At 62.1% G+C, this 18,074-nt stretch carries 15 protein-coding genes and 1 tRNA gene; 8 read left to right on the top strand and 8 right to left on the bottom strand.

Annotation, left to right across the window (positions count from 1 at the left end; translation table 11 throughout):
• The first annotated feature begins 101 nt into the window (after positions 1-101).
• Entirely contained in the window at positions 102-335 is a 234-nt protein-coding gene (locus LRP30_RS20670; protein WP_249761509.1) for a hypothetical protein, read from the top strand.
• Positions 336-340: 5 nt separating this feature from the next.
• On the opposite strand, the gene LRP30_RS20665 is transcribed toward LRP30_RS20670, so the two are convergent.
• The gene (locus LRP30_RS20665; RefSeq protein WP_027575377.1) at positions 341-643 is read right to left on the bottom strand and encodes a hypothetical protein; all 303 of its coding nucleotides are present in this window, start codon (positions 641-643) and stop codon (positions 341-343) included.
• A gap of 189 nt (positions 644-832) precedes the next feature.
• Here LRP30_RS20665 and LRP30_RS20660 point away from each other — a divergent pair, with 189 nt between their 5' ends.
• Complete coding sequence (locus LRP30_RS20660; protein ID WP_128933661.1) at positions 833-1,045, top strand: hypothetical protein; 213 nt, start codon at positions 833-835, stop codon at positions 1,043-1,045.
• Positions 1,046-1,130: 85 nt separating this feature from the next.
• On the opposite strand, the gene LRP30_RS20655 is transcribed toward LRP30_RS20660, so the two are convergent.
• Both LRP30_RS20655 and LRP30_RS20650 read right to left on the bottom strand, forming a co-directional pair.
• A complete protein-coding gene (locus LRP30_RS20655; RefSeq protein WP_128933662.1) occupies positions 1,131-1,358 on the bottom strand; it encodes a hypothetical protein in 228 nt (75 codons plus the stop codon).
• An 82-nt stretch (positions 1,359-1,440) separates the two neighbouring features.
• Positions 1,441-1,665, bottom strand: coding sequence for a hypothetical protein (locus tag LRP30_RS20650; RefSeq protein ID WP_128933663.1), 225 nt, complete (start codon positions 1,663-1,665; stop codon positions 1,441-1,443).
• A gap of 150 nt (positions 1,666-1,815) precedes the next feature.
• Here LRP30_RS20650 and LRP30_RS20645 point away from each other — a divergent pair, with 150 nt between their 5' ends.
• Both LRP30_RS20645 and LRP30_RS20640 read left to right on the top strand, forming a co-directional pair.
• Positions 1,816-2,895 carry an AI-2E family transporter gene (locus tag LRP30_RS20645; protein WP_249761508.1) on the top strand — a complete coding sequence of 360 codons (1,080 nt, stop codon included), beginning with the start codon at positions 1,816-1,818 and terminating at the stop codon, positions 2,893-2,895.
• 146 nt (positions 2,896-3,041) lie between these two features.
• A complete protein-coding gene (locus LRP30_RS20640; RefSeq protein WP_128941148.1) occupies positions 3,042-3,431 on the top strand; it encodes an NUDIX hydrolase in 390 nt (129 codons plus the stop codon).
• 1 nt (position 3,432) lies between these two features.
• Here the strand turns inward: LRP30_RS20640 and LRP30_RS20635 are convergent, their stop codons facing one another.
• Positions 3,433-3,678, bottom strand: coding sequence for a hypothetical protein (locus tag LRP30_RS20635; RefSeq protein ID WP_346016225.1), 246 nt, complete (start codon positions 3,676-3,678; stop codon positions 3,433-3,435).
• Positions 3,679-4,450: 772 nt separating this feature from the next.
• Between LRP30_RS20635 and LRP30_RS20630 the strand changes: the two genes are divergently transcribed.
• The 3 genes from LRP30_RS20630 (at position 4,451) to LRP30_RS20620 (ending at position 10,436) form a co-directional block, all read left to right on the top strand.
• Positions 4,451-7,558, top strand: coding sequence for a DEAD/DEAH box helicase (locus LRP30_RS20630; protein ID WP_249761507.1), 3,108 nt, complete (start codon positions 4,451-4,453; stop codon positions 7,556-7,558).
• A 1,371-nt stretch (positions 7,559-8,929) separates the two neighbouring features.
• Positions 8,930-9,598, top strand: coding sequence for a hypothetical protein (locus tag LRP30_RS20625; protein ID WP_164939745.1), 669 nt, complete (start codon positions 8,930-8,932; stop codon positions 9,596-9,598).
• 598 nt (positions 9,599-10,196) lie between these two features.
• Positions 10,197-10,436: a hypothetical protein gene (locus LRP30_RS20620; protein ID WP_249761506.1), complete on the top strand. Its 240-nt coding sequence runs from the start codon at positions 10,197-10,199 to the stop codon at positions 10,434-10,436.
• 185 nt (positions 10,437-10,621) lie between these two features.
• Here the strand turns inward: LRP30_RS20620 and LRP30_RS20615 are convergent, their stop codons facing one another.
• Positions 10,622-10,780 (bottom strand): hypothetical protein, encoded by a 159-nt coding sequence (locus LRP30_RS20615; RefSeq protein WP_164934919.1) that lies wholly within the window; start codon positions 10,778-10,780, stop codon positions 10,622-10,624.
• Positions 10,781-11,896: 1,116 nt separating this feature from the next.
• On the opposite strand from LRP30_RS20615, the gene LRP30_RS20610 reads away from it, so the two are divergent.
• Positions 11,897-12,172 (top strand): hypothetical protein, encoded by a 276-nt coding sequence (locus LRP30_RS20610; RefSeq protein WP_128933669.1) that lies wholly within the window; start codon positions 11,897-11,899, stop codon positions 12,170-12,172.
• A 157-nt stretch (positions 12,173-12,329) separates the two neighbouring features.
• On the opposite strand, the gene LRP30_RS20605 is transcribed toward LRP30_RS20610, so the two are convergent.
• The 3 genes from LRP30_RS20605 to LRP30_RS20595 form a co-directional block, all read right to left on the bottom strand.
• Positions 12,330-13,460, bottom strand: coding sequence for an acyltransferase (locus LRP30_RS20605; protein ID WP_249761505.1), 1,131 nt, complete (start codon positions 13,458-13,460; stop codon positions 12,330-12,332).
• A 1,373-nt stretch (positions 13,461-14,833) separates the two neighbouring features.
• Positions 14,834-14,909, bottom strand: a tRNA-Lys gene (locus tag LRP30_RS20600).
• A 313-nt stretch (positions 14,910-15,222) separates the two neighbouring features.
• A complete protein-coding gene (locus LRP30_RS20595; RefSeq protein WP_249761504.1) occupies positions 15,223-17,883 on the bottom strand; it encodes a glycosyltransferase in 2,661 nt (886 codons plus the stop codon).
• Positions 17,884-18,074: the final 191 nt, after the last annotated feature.

Here is an 18,074-nt window from a genome sequence, read left to right as displayed (position 1 = left end):
GTATCGACGAATCCGTCGCGGATTTGTATTGCGTACCGCGACCTGAGAATGTCCCGCCGGCGTGGGTGCGCCGCGCGGGCCTTTTGGCCGGGACCGATTTCATGCCCAGCGCGATTGAGCAGATCGTCGACACCTATGTCCGACTGAAGAACCGGCGTGGCCTCGACGAGCTGATGATGCACCGGCAGCGGCTCACCGTCGATCTGAAGAGCAGGTCGGGCTATGATTTCAGCCTGCCCATCGGCCAGATCGACGAGGAGATCGCGATCATCGAGGCAGGCCTCAGCCGGCTGAAGGCCGAAAGCGCGGGTCTCGGTCTATCTTCTCCTGTCTGAACCGTTCAGTCGCGCCTGCCACCGTCAATGACCGTGAACAGCGGCCGCGCCGGGGTCGGCTCGACCAGGAGCTCTTCCACCAGTGCGGTTGCCGCATCGACATATTTGCGCGTCGGCTTGTCGAGCGGACGCTTGGCCTCGTCGTCGAGCGCGACTTTCGCGGCCTCGACCAGCTTGCGCATGCGCGCCGCGTGATCATCGCCTGCCGTCAGCGTCGCGCGTGCCAGCGAGCGCAGCACGAACAGCTCGCCCTCGAGGCGGAGCAGACGGTCGTTGAGCCTGGTGAGGACGGCGTTGAGGTCGGCCATGGCTGATGTTCGGCGCGGAGGATCCGCCCTGATCTAGCGGCGATCGGTGAACGGAGTCCAAACGCCTGCGGCGCAATTGGGCGGATTTTCCGGCGATCTCGCCGATGTGACCGGTTGTGACGCGCAGATGAATGGTGCGAGCAGGTTCTGCTGACCACATGATCGGCGGGGACGTCAGGAGCCCGTGCCATGCGCTCTGTCTTGGCTTTACTTGTTCTGATGTCAGCGTGCGCCTCGGCTGCCGCAGCGCCGAGGCATTACGCGCGTCCGCGGCACCATGTCGTGGTCCGCCCCGACACGCGCGCGGTCGTGCCGCCCGGCTGGTACAGGTTTCCCGGTCATCCGCCGATCCCGCCGTCGGAGAACAGGAATCTCGATCCCTCCAATTTCGGCGGCGGCTGATCGCGGCTCACAATGCGGTCGATGGGCGAGGGGATACCCGGCTTTCGCTGGGCAACGACGGCGAGCGCGAACCGATGCCTCGGCCCTACCATCCAACGCCCGCCCAGCGCCGTCCGAACACGGGCGGCTTGGTCTTCACTGCTTCCCAGCCGAAGAAGTGATGCTTGCCGGACCAGCTATGCACCACACTGCTACAGATGCTGCACTTGAAGCTGCCGGAATGCGCTTCGGCATGTTCCTCCCTTGTCGCGGTGTAGCTCATGCTGCAACCCGGGCAGGTGAATTCTTCGATCGTCCAGATGCTGTTGGCCATTGCACAGAATGTTTTTTGGGGACCTCAACCCACGGTAGCCACGGGCCTTTGCAGTGGCGTAAACTGGCCCAGAGAAATCCACTTAACGGGCGTTAGCCAAGCCAGGCCGCAAGTCCCGGTCAATGCGCATCTGCACGCGCCTGATGGCGAGCAGCGGGAGCTTGCCTTGCACCCGCCCGGAGCGGACCCTGTCGCCGATCGCATAGGCATAGCGCCAGTAGCCCGGCGCGGCATTCCTCTTCAGCGAATAGTGGACGCCGCGGTGAATCCCCGCATGTGCATCAAGGTCTCTGGGTTCGGCCGTCATCGTCCTCAAAATGCCGATTGGTCCGATGCGTTCCTAGTCGGCGGATCTTGCGGGAACCGGTCGCCTTGACGCCCGGCTTGTTGCTGGCAATAACGGCTAGGCCTCGCAAGCGCCGGAAGTTGCGTTCATGTCGCAAGGAAAGCTGTAGCCGTGAAAAGTCTCCGTCAGCTCTTGACGGGTGAGGATATCATCCAGCTCGTGATCCGGCTCGGCCTGCTCGGCCTGCTGATCATCTGGACCTTCCTGATCATCCGCCCCTTCGTGCCGATCCTGGCCTGGAGCGGCGTGCTCGCGGTCGCGTTCTATCCGGCCTTCAGCTGGGTCGCCAAAATCCTCGGCGGCCGGCCGAAGACCGCGGCAGCGATCCTGACCCTGATCACGCTTGGCATCGTCATCGGTCCTGCGACCTGGCTCGGCCTCAGCGCCGTCGACGGTGTGCGAGAGCTGGCGCACCAGCTTAGCACCGGCGACCTCGCGCTGCAGTCGGCACCGGAGCAGCTCAAATCGTGGCCAGTGGTCGGCCCCTGGCTCTATGATCTCTGGGACCAGGCCTACACCAATATCCGCGCGGTGCTGCGCGAGGTGGCGCCGTATCTCCAGCCGCTGGCGGGACCGCTGCTGTCGCTCGCGGGCGATGCCGGTCTCGGAACGGTCCAGTTCCTGCTGTCCGTGTTCGTCGCCGGCTTCCTGTTTCCGCACGGGCCGCGGCTGGTTGCGGCCGGCCGCAGCTTCCTGTTCCGGATCGTGCCCGAGCAGAGCGAGCATTTCCTGGAGCTTGCGGGCGCGACCATCCGCGCCGTGGCGCAAGGCGTGATCGGCGTCGCGGTGGTGCAGGCGCTGCTCGCCGGCTTCGGCTTCAAGCTCGCGGCGGTGCCGAGCGCAGGCCTTCTCGCCTTCATCGTGCTGCTGCTCTCGATCGTGCAGATCGGCGCCTTCCTCGTGCTGCTGCCGGTGATCATCTGGATCTGGACCGCCAAGGACGTCACCACGGCGTTGCCGCTCACGGTGTTTCTCGTCCTGGTCGGCTTCATCGACACCATGCTGAAGCCGCTCGTCATGGGGCGCGGCCTGACCACGCCGACCATCGTGATCTTCGTCGGCGTGATCGGCGGCACGCTCGCCCATGGCATCGTCGGCCTGTTCATCGGGCCGATCATCCTGTCGGTGGCCTGGGAGATGATGATGGCCTGGATCAGGACGGAGGACCGGCCGAAGGTGAGCGAGGGCTGATCTCGCGCCTCGACGGCGCGTTCGGTCCGCCATGTCGCACCAGGAGCGCGCGGCTCCGTGGCCTGCGATCAAAATGCGCCCCGAACTTGTCTGTTCGACTAGACAAGTTACGATCTGGACGATTCTGGTCTTGATCTACGGCAGTAATGGCGAAGTCTTCCAAACTGGTTGCCGCGAGACGCGGCAAGGTATTGTTGGTCAGACGCCGGTCGGACGGCCTCTGGATGTTCCCAGGCGGCCGCAAGCGAGCGCGCGAATCCGCGAAGGACTGCCTGCGGCGGGAGATCAAGGAAGAGCTGCCCAAGCTGAAGCTCGGCCGGTTTAGTCTCTGGAAGGAAGTGAAGGCGAGGAACAAGCGCTCCGGCCGCAAGATGAGCGATGCGATCTTCATCGCCAAGGGCGCCAAGGGCAGGCTGGCGATCGGCGACAAGAAGGAGATCGACCGCGCCGCCTGGCAGAAGCCCCGCGGCATCCGCCTGACGCCGACCTCGCGCTACATCCGCGACCGCCTGTTTCCACGAAAGCCGCGGCGGTGAGCTAATCCTCTCGCCGCGCCGATCGCGTCCGCCCGGCGAATGCCCTCGACCGGGCCGCGCGCGGCTCCGGCGCAGCGAGCCGGACGGCCTCGACCTTGCGCTGCTCCTTGCGGGCCGTGCGCGCATTGCGCATCGCGCGTTTGATGAAGGGGTGTTGGGAATCCTCTGCGAAGAACAGCACCACTTCGCAGCTCGGATATTGCCTGGAATAGCCGTCCTGCAACCGGCCGGCGCGATCGCGAAACACGCCCTTGCAGCGCGTGCACGGAATCTGGACGAAACTTATGAGAGAAATCCTAGCGCGCGGCGCGTGGGCGCTCAAACCGGAAGGATGCGGTACCCAGTTCCGGCAGGTCGGACCATCAGTGCGCCGACCGCGCCGGCAGACATCTGGCCCACTTTCTTGGAACGACTTCGCTCGGCGCGCGTAGATTCTAGGCTCACGGCCCATCCCCAACCCCAAAAGCCCCCGGGCCGCGAGAAAACCTTCCCCACAAAGGTTGGCGACCTCAGCGCCTTCGCACTGAGGTCGTTTTGGCGCAAATCGTGTGAACCAGTTCACAAATGCTCGGCGAGATCGCTGCTATGAAGACGTCATTGCTTAACCGCTTCATTTTAAACGAACGCCCCAGCGTGGCTCCAAGCGCTGGGGCTTTTTCGTGCCTGCCAGTGAGTAGGGCGTCTCGATTGTATTGACTTTCGCGTCGAGAGCATGGACCGCATTTCACGCGTCGGAACGGAGCCAGTTCCGATCTGCTGGGCGATCAACGGCCAAACTGCCGGGATCGCGATGGCGTCCCGGACGTTGCCCACGAGCGTGCGTTCGCCGGGCAAATCCCATATGCATGGCGCCGAGCAGCCGAATCAGGATGAGAGCGGCTCGCGTTCAGTTGCCGGCGGTTTACGACCAGAGACGGATTCAAGTGAGGCTTTCCAAAAACGCGCGGGCCACCAAGAAGTCGCCCAAGAAGAGCAAGGGGTCGCAGCGCGCAACGATCTCATCTTCGTCGCCCCTCGGAATGATGGCTCTCCATCTGCTTGCACAATGGAAGCAGTCCGGACGCAGCGGTCTGGTTTTTCTTGCCGAGAGTGAGAACAGGGCCGAGCGGCTGGGCAGTGTCATTCACGCGTTCGACCCTTCCTGCGAGGTCTTGGTGTTTCCGCGATTGAACACCTTGCCGTTCGATCAGCTGGAGCCATCCCACGAACTCGCGGGGCGCCGAGCCTCGGTCCTGAGACGCCTCGCAAGATCCAAGAAGCCGCTCTTTCTCGTTTCGACGGCGGAAGCCGTGATGGAGCGCCTGCCGCCGCCTGCGAGCCTGTCGCGCCTGAGCGTGAGCTTGAAGGTGGGCGGCGCGTTCTCCGAGCGGGACCTCGAGGCACGCCTCGAAGCTCTCGGATATGATCTCGACGACGAGCCGGACTATCCGGGCGGGGCGCTGTTTCATGGCCAGACCTTCGAGATATTTCCCGCAGGCGCGCTGGGGCCGTTCCGGATCGAGCATTCGGATCGCGCGATAAGACGGATCGTGGCGTTCGATCCGAAAGAGCACGACATCATCTTCGAGACCAGCGAGCTTCTGGTCGATCCCATGTCCGAGCGGCTTGCCTTTGCCGGCAAACGCGGCAAGCGCGCGAGCCTGTTCGATTATTGCGGGCGCGCCAAATGGATCGCCGATGCAGGCGTGCCGTTGCACGCCGACGCGTGGCTGAGCACGATCGAGGAAGCCGCGCCCCGTGCCGAGCGGGAGCGCGAATATCTCGGGCGGGCTGACTGGAAACGGCTCGCCAAGGGAATGAAGGCGTTGCCGCGGACGGCGCCGCTCCAGACCACGCCGGAATTTTCGAAGCTGACATCCGCAAGGAAGGCGCTCCGGGCCTTCGTCGAGGAGACGCGACGGGCCGGTTCGCGCCTGATCCTCGTCGCAGCGCAGGAGGATGATCTGCGCGTGATGGAGCGGATGAGCGGCGTCAGGGCGCAGCGCTGCGAAGACTGGGACGAGGTGACGAGCGGGCGGAACGGCGAGGCGGCGCTGCTGGCCGATCTCGATGCGGGCTTCGTTCTGCCGGGGAAAAAGCCTCTTGCCATCGTCACGGCGTCCGACGTGCTCGGCAGCCGGGCGCATCATCCTCAGCCGATGGCGCGCGCCTGGAGTGCGGCTTTCGATCATGCCGACGTGCCCGAGCAGGGCACGGTGGTCGTCCATCTCCAGCGCGGCCTTGGCGTGCTCGACGGCTTGCAAACGGTGAACACTGGCGGCGGCGCGCTACGCGAGATGATCCGCCTGAAGTTCGCAGGCGACAACGCGGTGCTGGTGCCGCCGCCCGATCTCGCTTTGATGTGGCCTTACTCAGCCGAGCTCGGCAAGCTCGCGCTCGACAAGGCGGACGGCAGCACCTGGTGGGGTCGCCGCACCTCGGCCGAGCGCGAGATCCAGATCGCGGGCAAGGTGCTGGCCAAGCACATCAGCCAGCGCCGCCGGCGGCGCGCCGAAAAGCTGGTTCCGCCGGGATCGGCCTACGAGAAGTTCGTGGCGCGCTTCCCTTATTTCACGACGAGCGACCAGGCCAAGGCGATCGCCGACGTGCTGGATGATCTCGCGTCCGGTCACCCCATGGACCGGGTGATCTGCGGCGACGTCGGCTTTGGCAAGACCGAGGTGGCGCTGCGCGCGGCGGCCGCCGTGGTGCTGTCGGGCAAGCAGGTGGCGGTCGCGGTGCCGACGACGGTCTTGGCACGGCAGCATGTCGCAACGTTTCAGAAGCGCTTCGCTCCGTTCGGCATCGAGGTGGGCAACCTGTCGCGGGCAACATCCGGCGCGGAGCTGCGCGAGACCAAGGAGGGATTGCGCAGCGGCTGGATCAAGGTCGTGATCGGCACGCAGGCGCTCACCGGCAAGGACGTCAAGTTCGACGATCTCGGCCTCGTCATCATTGACGAGGAGCAGCATTTTGGCGCGGCCGAAAAGGCCAAGCTCTCCGGGCTCGCCAAGAACGTCCACGTGCTGATGATGAGCGCGACGCCGATCCCGCGGACGCTCGCCGCCGGCCTTGCCGGCTTCCGCGACCTCAGCGTGATCGCTTCGCCGCCGGTGCACCGGCTTCCAGTCGCAACCCGGATCGCACCGCTGTCGGACGCCGCCATCGCCTCCGCGCTGCTGCGCGAACAGCGGCGGCACGGCCAGAGCTTTCTGATCTGTCCGCGCATCCAGGATCTCGATCCCATGCTGGCGCGGGTGCAGGCGGTGGCTCCCGACCTGCGCATCGTTTGTCTGCACGGGAGACTGGCGGCCGACGAAATCGACGACCGCATGATGAGCTTCGTCGAGGGTAGGGCCGACGTCCTGCTCGCGACCAACATCGTGGAGAGCGGCCTCGACATTCCCCGTGCCAACACCATCGTGGTCTGTTGGCCCGAAAAGTTCGGCCTCGCCCAGCTGCACCAGCTCCGCGGGCGGGTCGGCCGTGGCGGCATCCGCGCCTTCGCCCATCTGCTGACCGAGACGGAGTCCGGGCAGTCCGAGAAGCGGCTGGCGGTGCTCGAGGAGTTCAGCCGGCCCGGCGCCGGCTTTGCCATCAGCGAGCGCGATCTCGATCTCAGAGGCGCGGGAGACCTGTTCTCGGAGCAGCAATCCGGTCACGTCCAGGTGTTCGGGCCCGTGCTCTACAGTCACCTCTTAAAAATGGCCTCGGAGAAGGTCGACGAGGGCCGGGCCGCAGTGTGGGTGCCAGACCTCAATCTGCCGGTCGGGGACATGCTGCCCGATACCTATGTGCAGTCCGAGCCCGTGCGGCTCGAACTATATGCGCGTGCAGCACGATGCAATGATGAAGACGACCTCGACGACCTCGAGGAAGAAACCTCCCGCCGCTTCGGCCCGCTGCCGAAAGTGGCGCGCGACTTCTTCGCCGCAGCTTGGCTCAGGATCGAATGCAAGCGTAGGGGCATCATCCGCCTCGACGTCGGCCCCGGAGCGGTCGCCGCGACGTTCCTGCCGGGACGCTTGCGGAAGTCGCGGGGCAAGTCGCTGCAACGCGACGGCGATCGCGTCGTCTATCACAGCCCGATGCGAGATGCGCCGTTCGAGCGGGTGGAGGAGTTGTTCGAGCTGCTGGATGAGGGGTAGGGCGCTCGCGCCTTCGTCAGCAGCTTGACGTCATTTCCAACGCGGATCACGCGTCCGCGCAGCCGTCGTATTTGATTTCGTGGTCCAGTCGGGCCGGACGGCAGGGCTTTCGCCTCCCTCGGTTGGCCGAACCAGAACTGTCTCAGCGGCCGGCTTCTTCAATTGGGAGTTCGTCGCGGGAACCCGGTTCCACCGTTATAGTTAATGGGATTGGCAAATGGAGATTGTCCGATGTCCCATGCCATCCCTCCGGTCATTGTCGCGATTGTCGCAAGCTCATGTCTGTTGGTCCTGGCGCAAGTAGGCGGCGCAAATGCAGGGTCCGCGGGAGCGGGCATGGGGACGGGGGCGGTTAGCGCCGGCGGGTCGGCACCTTCTGGAATGGGGACGAGTGCGGGTAACGCGGGTGGCTCGGCGCCCCCAGGGATGGGGACGAAAGACACCGCCCCCCGCGGAAATCTGGACACCAACAGCCAATCGACAAATCCGAACGTTCAGCCCGCCACGCCTGCGAAGTCGCGCTCGGCAGCCCAGGCCGCGAGAAATGCCGGGGTTGGTCATGCCCAAAACGGTCTGCCGATCGGCGCGATTGGGAGCGGCACGAGCAATGAGGATCAAATGACCACTGGCCTGGCGTCCTCCCGAAACAGATCGGCAACACAGGCTCAAGGTGGTTCAGAAGGTCAGCCAGGGAGAAGCACGAGCCTTTCGGATCAGATCAGCCGGCCGCGAGCCGCACGAGCTGGCGACAAGGTGCTGGACGCCAACGCGCAGGTCGAGCGACGAACAACTGTGTCGCCCAGACGCGTTCCGAGCCCGACAGGGCCAGGTTTGTAGTCCGCGAGCGAAGCGGCGAAGAGACACGATCGGCGCAATGTATCATCTCGCCCCGGTCCCGTTTCGCCATGGGGCCAAATTGGCTGCGCACAACAGTTGAATCTGTCTCAGCGGAGTCTGGAATCCGCCGCCTAACCGATCGGCCACTGCGGATTGATTGGTGAAGGAGTTTGGTACCCGAGCTCATCTCTCGATTGAGCGACTAGCCAAAAACGTAAAAACAACCCCATGCACAGTAGCTAAGTGCTGCTGATACAATGTCTTCTGCATTCGTCGCGAAATCCGGTTGACGCGTCGGGCAAAACAGTGGCATTCTGCCATTCTTCGGAAAATCCGCTGCGGAGAAAACTGCTGCTGGCCATGTTAACCCCCGTAATTGGCCGGAGTCGCTGAGCCCGTCAGCCGGCCAGGCCGCTAACGTGGAATTAATCCAAAAAGCCCACAATTTTAGACAGTTGTGTATGGGTGCTGCGTAAAGGAGTCGTCGTGAGGACGTTCCAGGGGCGGCTTCCTTTTGCTCGCTCATTGGGGTCAATGCACGTGACCACGACTTTCGAAACGGAAGGCTTCGCCGAAGAGCTCGACCCTGCAGCACTTGCAGCCGCCGCAGCAGCACACGAACCCGCAGCCGCGGAAGCTCCAGTGCCGATCAAGCGGTCCAGCCGGAAATCGGTCCTGGCCCTGTCCGTGTGTGCCTTGGCCATCAATGGCTCGGCGGCGATCTATACGTTGCCGTCTGGTTTTCCATCGTTGAATGTCGGCAACTTGGCTGAACTGCTTCCGCGCCAAAAGGCTTCCGCGCCAAAACCGGATCCGGTCGTCGCTGCCTTGAAGGACATTCAGTCGGCCCAGCAGCGACAGACTGCCTTGCTGAAGGAGAACAATGATTCAGCGCAGCAGAATGCAGCTCTGCTGCAGCAGGATTCATTGGTGCTGCTTTCCCTGCGACAGAGCATCACGGATGAACGGGTCGACGTGAGGAAGATATCTTCGCAGCTGTCGACGCTGATCGCGAAGGTCGACACGCTGCAAAGTGCATTGATGTCGGACGTCACGTCCTCCATTCGAAGGGCGCAGGCTCGCTATGGACTGTCCGCAGCGATGCGCAAACGGATCGCTCGGGAATCGAAACCTGTGGGGCCCGTTTCGGTTGGAGGAGCGCCGCTGAGCATGCCCGCTACAGTTTCAGCCCCGGAAAGCTGAACGCACGTCAAGCGGATCATTTGGGGCCATCTTCGCGCGAACCCAGTAAGCGAACGGGCCTATGCTCGTACGCTGGCGACTGATCGCCGCCGGCATCAAGTCCATGACCGCATGCCTCATGGACGGTCAGGAGGACCGGTCCCGGTCTTCCGCTCAAGCATCGCCATTTCAACTTGGTCAGCCAGGACTGTGAGGTGGCTCGCAAGCCGGTCGAACAGTTCGCGCTTGGCGGGTTCGGTTTGCCAGATCGCGGATCAGGGCGCATTTGGCCGCATCTTTCTGGAGTTTCTCGAGCTGGGCCGGATAGTCCTTCATTTGCAGTGACTCCGTTCCCCGTAATGGAACGGTACAGGCAATGTACGAAAGCGAACAGACGTGGTTGCCGCTTTTTCCTAGTGTTCGGTGGGCTTTGGCCTTCCCCAAAGGTCCAAGCACCTCTAGCGGTCCCGGCCTCGACCCACCCAAAAGCCCCCCACGGCCGGGGCCGTCACTACCGTGCAGCACTTTCAATAGGAACCGTCGCCTCGCCACCGCATTTGTTGATTGCATAATTGTCCCGGTTGTCCGGTCGGGTCTTAGGGTGTCGTGGGGGCGTTTAATGGGCGCTTGTGATCGCACCGCTGTTCTGAAGCAGCGTGTCGACGAGCTTGTTTCCGGGCTTTCCGAGTTAGAAAATTTGCGATCCCGCGTCATCGCAGCCGAGCACATGCAACAGGGGCATACCGTGGACCGCAAACCGGCCGCAGCAACTCGCCTGAGTGCTAAACCCAAATCATCATCGGCAAAACCCGATCGCCCAAAGAAGCGCATGGCGCGGCCGCCCAGCGTCGAGCAATGACGTCGGACGCTGGCTTCCGGCAATGCCAATGCCGGTCAGACATAGGCAAGCCGACATCAGCATTCCAGCGCAGCCGAGACGAAATGGCTCATGCGCGCCTACCAGCGTCTGAAACTACGACGAGAGCGAACACGAGTTGCCGGAAAATACAGATGTGTTGATCTGAAGCCTGTTTCCACGTCCAGTCACATGGGGCCAAAGGCGCTTACGAGCCCGATGGTGATCGGGACCAGCGCAACGATTGTCCATAGGGCAGGCGAACTGGAGGACAGGCCGGCGAAAAAGATCAAGACACCGAAGCCGACGAGAGCCACCGAGATGGCGTATGCGAGCGCTTTTTCCATCGCTTGATCCACGAGGAACACTGGATGGATTGCGCCTGTAAGATTCCCTGCCGGTCGAAACGTTCCTATGCCGAATATCCGGCACCAGACTGCCTTGCTGAAGGAGAGCAATGATTCAGCGCAGCAAAATGCAGCGCTACCGCAGCAGGATTCAATGGTGCTCCTTTCCCTGCGACGGAGCATCACGGACGAGCGGGTCGACGTGAAGAATTCGGCTCGCCTGTTGGGCGATTAAGGGAAGCCTCCTGCTGGCCAAGCTCTATGGCGTGTGGAGGCTCGCTGGTTCACGCCGGCGGGCCTCTGTGCTACAATCCACAAGCGATCGGGAGCCGCCACCATCGCGTCGATCGCCGACAATTGAGCTGGCTATCGACAAACGTAAGTACCCTGGCGCCGTGGTGCCGAGCGTCCGCCACTTTTGCATTACTGGCTCCGGCGCGAAGCATCCCGATCTTTTCCTTGCAATGATTAGATCATCCTTCATGTAGGGAGTTGTTTAATGATTAGGCTGATTTCAATTGCTTCCCTCACTCTGGCTCTGACCACCGGCGCTGGACAGGCGCAGCAGAGCACGCCTCGCGGAGGCTCCCCCCAAAGTTGGAAAGATGCAAGCAACTCGCTAGCGAACGTGGTTTCTCGAGCGCGGGTGGGATCATGAAAGGACAAGGTCGCGCAAAGCGAGAGTTTGTGATCAATTGCATGCGCGGAAAGCAAATCTAGGCAAATCGAACGGGACATCTTCGGACGGTTCGCCGGTTCACGCTGGCGGCTGTCCCACTCGTCCTAAAACAAGACGCTGCCGGGCTCGAAATACATGTCCCGGCAGCGTTTCATTCTCAAACTGAGCACTGAAATCCCAGTTGGCTTCGACTGTGCAACGACCATGCCACAGGTGTGTGACACGGCCCGCCAGCTACGGGCGGGCCTTTGTTCTGGTCCATCGTATAGTTCTCATGCGCGGTCGGCTGCCGTCCGTATCTAACCCTCAGTGTCCTAACTTGATTTTGGGAGTGTCCTAATTCATTCTCAGTACTGACAACATTCACAAGCTCTGTTCACGCACGACGATTGGGGAGGGGCGCTCCAGGACCGTGACCCTTCGCCCGCGATGATGTCATGAAAGGCATGCAAGCCCACTTAGAACTACTTCGCGGGCAAATCGCAGAATGCGAGCGCATGCAGAAGGCCGCAAAGAGTCAGCTCCAGCGCAACGTGTTCGCAACGCTGCTCGCGCGCTACAGGGCTATCGCGGTCGAACTGGAAGAAGCGATAGCAAAGATGCCTCCTCCAAACACTTTCCGAGATCGCACCAAGCAAGCGCGGCAAGCTGCCAAAGAGTACGGCGACGACCAAAGGAAGCTAGCCAAGAAGCTCCGCCGCAAGATGAATTAAGGCCGCCTCAGTTGGCGGCCTCACTCTTTATCCTCGGTCCAAGATCCTCGGTCCAAGTCTGTTCGCCGCACTCGCACTTGAACATGCGAACCGCTCCAAATTACGGTGACAGCACTGTCACCGTAATATGGTCGCAAGTGCTTCCACAGTATCGCGCTCATTGGGCATCGCGGATCCGGATGCCTGGCTCGCCGCGGACAAAGAACTGAATACGCGAGATCCTACGCTGGAGCCATTGCGCAAGCTGCTTGTGCCGGCTTTCGGTGTACGTGGCAACGACTGCAGCGACAACGTTCGCTACCAAGACGGCTGGGATAAAGATCAGCCATCCGCCATCTTTCCAGAGCAGGAAGGCCGGATACATCAGGGTGTGATGAATGAGATAGAGAGTGAAGGAATACCCGGCGAAAAACCGGACGATCTTTGCAGGCCACGGAGAGGCGACGATCCGTCCTGGCTGCGTTGCCACAACGACTCCTAGAACAAAGAGCACGAGGAAGGGGTAGGTTATGGGCTTGTATTCGAGATATGCGCGGGTCGTCGCCACATAGGCGACGATCGAGCCGACGGCGAGCAGGGCGCCCAGCGTCCTGCTTTGCAAGGCAACGGATCTCAGGACGACATAACTGTAAGCGCCTGCCAGCCACAGGGTAAAAAGCGATCGACCGAGACCGTTGTCCTCTTGGAGAGCCCCAAACATGTAGTGGAGGGGGATCTGACCGAAAATGATGGCTATCGGTATCAGGACAGTCGCCCGGGCAGGCGTCGCCCCAATGAAAAACAGCGCGCCAACGAACAGATAGATGTGCCACTCGATCACCAGTGTCCAGAGCGGGCTGGCAGAACCAATGATCGGCCATCGTAGCAGGCTCAGGTGCTCAAGCGGACCGCGGTAGGTTTCGATCATCAGCAAATTGGCGAGAAAGATCGTCGGACTTCGACTACCCTCCAGGACGCGATCGCCAATGAGCCAAATGGTCCCCGTGTCGACGAGGACCACAAGCAGAAGGCATGGCACAAGGGCAGAGTAGATGCGGGCGGCTCTATCAATGAAGAACTGCAAGAAAGTGTAGCTGGGGTTTCTCGATTTCTCGAGCAGCGTATAACTAATCAGGAATCCAGAAAGCACGAAGAACAGTAACACGCCGACATTCTGGGGCAGAGGGAGCCCGGACTGGCGGAGTTCTGGCAGGAAGAACGAGATGCCATGACCGATGCAGACCATCTGGGCTGCGATGGCGCGCAGTGCATCCAGGGCTAACGACGTGTCGTTCTTTGATCCATCCAACGTAAACTGACTACAGCTCAATTCTTGTCTCGCGATCAGTTCAGATGCATATGGCGTCAATCTCGACGATTAGTTGAACTATTGCAATATGTGTCTATGTGTTTCCAAGTTCTACGACGGCGCAGTCGGCCTGGGCAGCAGAATGATTGGAACTGGCAAGTGAGCACGCTGCCCCAGTTCAATCGTGATGGCTTGGTCTCCGTCACGAACAGAATCGTCGAGCGAGCCCGAGATCGCCGCAGCCGATGGTCGATTTGCCAGCACAATGCCCACGAGCTTTGCTGGTTGGCCATTCGCGACGTTATTGGAGCTGATTGGTGAGCGCGCTGGGGCTCGAACTTACGGTGACAGAACTTACGGTGACAGTGCACTTAACAAGGGGCACCCGTTCCGTGGCACATTAGGTGCACTGTCACCGTAATGGGCCTGACCTCAGCTCTGCGGCTACCGCATTCGCGCAGACGAAACGCGGCTCGATATCAGACAAGTGAACATCGTCAGGCCAACGATCGGCGTTCAGAGCCACGTGATGGCTGCAATGACCGCTCAAGATCACCTTCGGCCAGATGCGCGAGATGGGCTTGCGCGGAGTCCTGGTCTACTGCGGCCGGCCGTCGGCGTGCGTAGGAGTGTGGCGGCGTGCAGGGCGAGGCATGCCGCGATCAAAGCGGCATTGTAAGTACCTCGCAAATTATCAATCCCTTGGGGCTCATCCGTCGCGCGAGCGACTGCGCGTTCGGGGTGGGGAAAAGCTCCGAGGGGCGACGGTTCTATATGGAGGGGCCAACGGATCCGCAGGGCTCACGGGTTATGAGCACGTGCCCGTGCCGCCAATTTTTGAGCACGTGCCCGTTCCAACATTGATGGTGCTTTTGGGCGAAGCCAATCGAGGCCATGATAATTAAGGCCACGACGACACACACGGCTACGAGGTTATGCGTCATTGTGCCACTCCACGGTAAACTGTGACTGGCTACTCGGGCATCATACTGAGCGGTGGCGGCCGATCAAAAACACAATATCCACCGCGTGAAGGCCTCACGGGTGGTGGTCAGATCGGCGCCGTGTCCGGTAATAGGGGAATACGTCAGGCAGCCGACGGGACGGGCGCCGGCGGTTCACCCTGGCCGCTGCATTTAGGAGCGACCGCTCGCTATAGCCGCCACCCCCACAAACACGACTACCAGAATGCGACACCGCATCCATAACCAGTCCCTCTGCCAACCCAGGGCAGGATGGAATTGGCGGGCTCGCGGTGTCGTTGAGTCAAATTGACTCACCCGCGCTGAGCGCAGCAGTCGATTTGCCAACACAGTGCCCACAGAGCACTTTTTAGGTAGGCTCGTATTCCGGGCTACGTATTTGATTTGGCTTGGTGAGCGCGCTGGGGCTCGAACCCAGGACCCCGTGATTAAAAGTCACGTGCTCTACCGGCTGAGCTACGCGCTCCCATGGCCGCTGATGGCTTGAATTCGGACGCCACCGTGTTCGGTCATTTCGAGAAGCATGTCTTGCCGCCACGCTCGACTTGCGTTGCGGGGAAACCGGCTGTTTCCGGATCATGCTTCCGCGCTGTGTAGGGGGAGTGGCTGCGGAGGTCAATAGTGCGGGTGGCTGCCGAAGTTCTTGGCAGGGGCGGGGATTCCACCGGTATTCCCACGGCTTAGCTTGGGATTTTCAACCTGATTGGCGGGCGGTCATCCACGCCGAAGAGCACGTGACTTTTAATCACGGGGTCGGGGCGCCCGGGTTGGGGCGCCCGTCAGTTCGCCTCGCGCCGGACCTCATTCGGCACCGGCTGCGGCGTACCGGGGTTCGGCAGGGCGACCGGGCGGAGGCCGATCAGCTCGGCGGAGCGGATCGCGCTGTCGCGCCAGAACTGGAACGAGTTGATGCGGCTGAGCTCGAGGATCGCGATCGCGACCGCGGCCAGGAACGGCAGGCTTTGCAACACCAGGACGCCGGCGAAGACGTAGATCTCGGTGATCTGCCGGAAGCTGTTGCTGGCGATCAGCACGCCGGCACCGATCACCAGCAGCGCGCCGATCACGGCCTCCCAGAAGGCCTGGAACTCGATCGACATCCTGCTAAGGCCGCCCTTGGAGGTGCGGGCGAAGGCGATGTGCTCGGTGATGAGGCCCTGCGCGACCGCGCGCGACACCGTCCATTGCACGCTCATCGCCGCGATCATGGCGCCCAGCATCTGGCCGGGCTTGATCGCGACGCGGGCGCGATACATCGACAGGAAGTGCACCAGCGACACGATGAAGGCGCCGATGATCGGCAGCGTCAGGATCTTGTCGGGGATGGCGATGTCGGCGAAGGCGACGATCGGCACCCAGACGAGGTTGAGCAGCGCCACGACCACGCCGAGGCTTTCGGCGCCCAGCCAGTTCAGCCAGCCGAGGCCATATTCGCGCTTCTGGTCGGGCGTCAGCCGGCTCCGGCCGGGCAGGAATTGCCGCCAGTGCTTCTTCACGATCTGGAGGCCGCCATAGGCCCAGCGGTGACGCTGCTTCTTGAAGGCTTCGTAGGTGTCAGGGAGCAGGCCCTGGCCGTAGCGGTGGTTGGTGTAATGGGTGGTCCAGCCGAGCTCCTGGATCGCAAGGCCGAGATCAGAGTCCTCGCAGATCGTATCCGACGACCAGCCGCCGGCCATGTCCATCGCGGCGCGGCGGATCAGGCACATCGTGCCGTGCACGATCACGGCGTTGAGCTCATTGCGCTGGACCATGCCGATGTCGAAGAAGCCGGCATATTCGCCGTTCATGATGTAGTGCATGATCGACAGGCCACCATCGCGATGCTCCTGCGGCGCCTGCACCAGGCCGACGCGCGGATCGGCGAACGCCGGCACGAGGTCCTTCAGCCAGTCGGGATCGACGACATAATCGGCATCGAGGATGCCGATGATCTCGGCATCCGCCGCGGTGCGGTCCATCGCGATGCGCAGCGCGCCGGCCTTGAAGCCCTGCACCTTCTCGGCGTTGATGAACTTGAAGCGTTCACCGAGCGCGCGGCAATGGTCCTGGATCGGTTGCCAGAAGGCGGGATCCGGCGTGTTGTTGATGATGACCACGCATTCGTAGTTCGGATAGTTCAGCCGCGACAGCGCATCGAGCGTCTGCTTGAGCATCTCGACCGGCTCGAAGTACGCCGGGATGTGGATCGAGACCTTCGGGTAGTAATTCTCCGGCACGTTCTCGACCGGCTTGCCCTTCGTGATCAGCCGCTGCGGCGGCCGGCCAAAAGCGACCGCGGCGATCTCGTCGATGCGCGCCATCGCGATGAGTACGAGCGGAACGAGCAGGATCATGCCAAGCGTCAGCGCGAAGGCCGAGCCGAACAGGAAGTAGTGGCCGTTCCAATAGGCGAACACGGTCGCAGCCCAGGCGCCGACGCCGTTGGCGGTGACCGAGAGCAGGAATGCCTGCGCGGCAGTCGGCTGCGATAGCCGCATGATCGGCAATGACAGCAGGATGCCGACCAGCAGCGCGATGCCCATCAGCTTCCAATAGTCGGAATTCTCGACCGGACCGGTCCAGGCGAATTTCGGCTCGCGATTGGCGTTGAGAATGCCCCAGTAAGGACCGACGCCGCCTTCGAAGAATTTCCAGGGCTGATCGATCGCCTCGACGATGTTGTATTCCATGCCGAGAGCTTCGGCGCGGCTGACGAAGTTGCGCAGGATCAGCGCCTGCTGGAACGGGCCCGGATCGGCGTTGCGCAAATTGTAGCCGGCACTCGGCCAGCCGAACTCGGCGATCACGATGCGCTTGCCGGGAAAGAGATTGCGCAGGAGGTTGTAGCGGTCGACGGCCTGGTCGACCGCCTGGTCCGATCGGAAGTTTTCCCAATAGGGCAGCACGTGCGCGGCGATGAAATCGACGCTGGAGGCAAGGTCCGGAAAATCGCGCCAGATGTTCCAGATCTCGCCCGTCGTGACGGGAACGCGGACCGATCCCTTGACCTTCTTGATCTTGTTGATGAGGTCTTCGACCTTCTGCTCGCCGCGGAAGATCACCTCGTTGCCGACCACGATGCCGATCACGTTGCTGTTCTTGCGGGCGAGCTCGATCGCCGCTTTGATCTCGCGCTCGTTGCGATCCTCGTCCTTGTCGATCCAGGCGCCGACCGTGACCTTGAGGCCGAACTCGGCGGCGATCGGCGGCACCAGTTCGTTGCCTTCCGTCGCGGAGTAGGACCGGATCGCTCGCGTGAGGGTCGAGAGCTTCTTCATGTCCGCGCGAATCTTGTCGGGGTCGACGTTGATGTCGACGACGTGTCCCGGTTCGAACGGCGTATAAGACAGACTCGGGAACAGGCCCTTGAAATCAGGCGCGGGTTCCTTGTCGCGCAGGATTCCCCAGAGGCCGGCGTGGAGCGCGGACACAAGCAACAGAACGGCGGCGACAACGCGCATCGCGGCTAAACCAAAAGGGGCTGAGGTGGCAGGGCAGCGGATCCGACCCCGAGATCCGACCGAGTCCGCGGCAAAGGGAGCATACCTCTGCCGCGCGGTTTCACAACTGTCATGGCCTCATGTCCTTATGAGGGCATGGCCTTTTCGAACGACGCGTGGCAGTGCCAACCGTGTCTATGGCCGATCGTTCC

The sequence above is a fragment of the Bradyrhizobium sp. C-145 genome, from assembly GCF_023375135.1.
Lineage (GTDB): Bacteria > Pseudomonadota > Alphaproteobacteria > Rhizobiales > Xanthobacteraceae > Bradyrhizobium > Bradyrhizobium zhanjiangense.
Note: the sequence above shows the minus strand (reverse complement) of the source record. Positions and strands in the feature narration are given on the sequence as shown.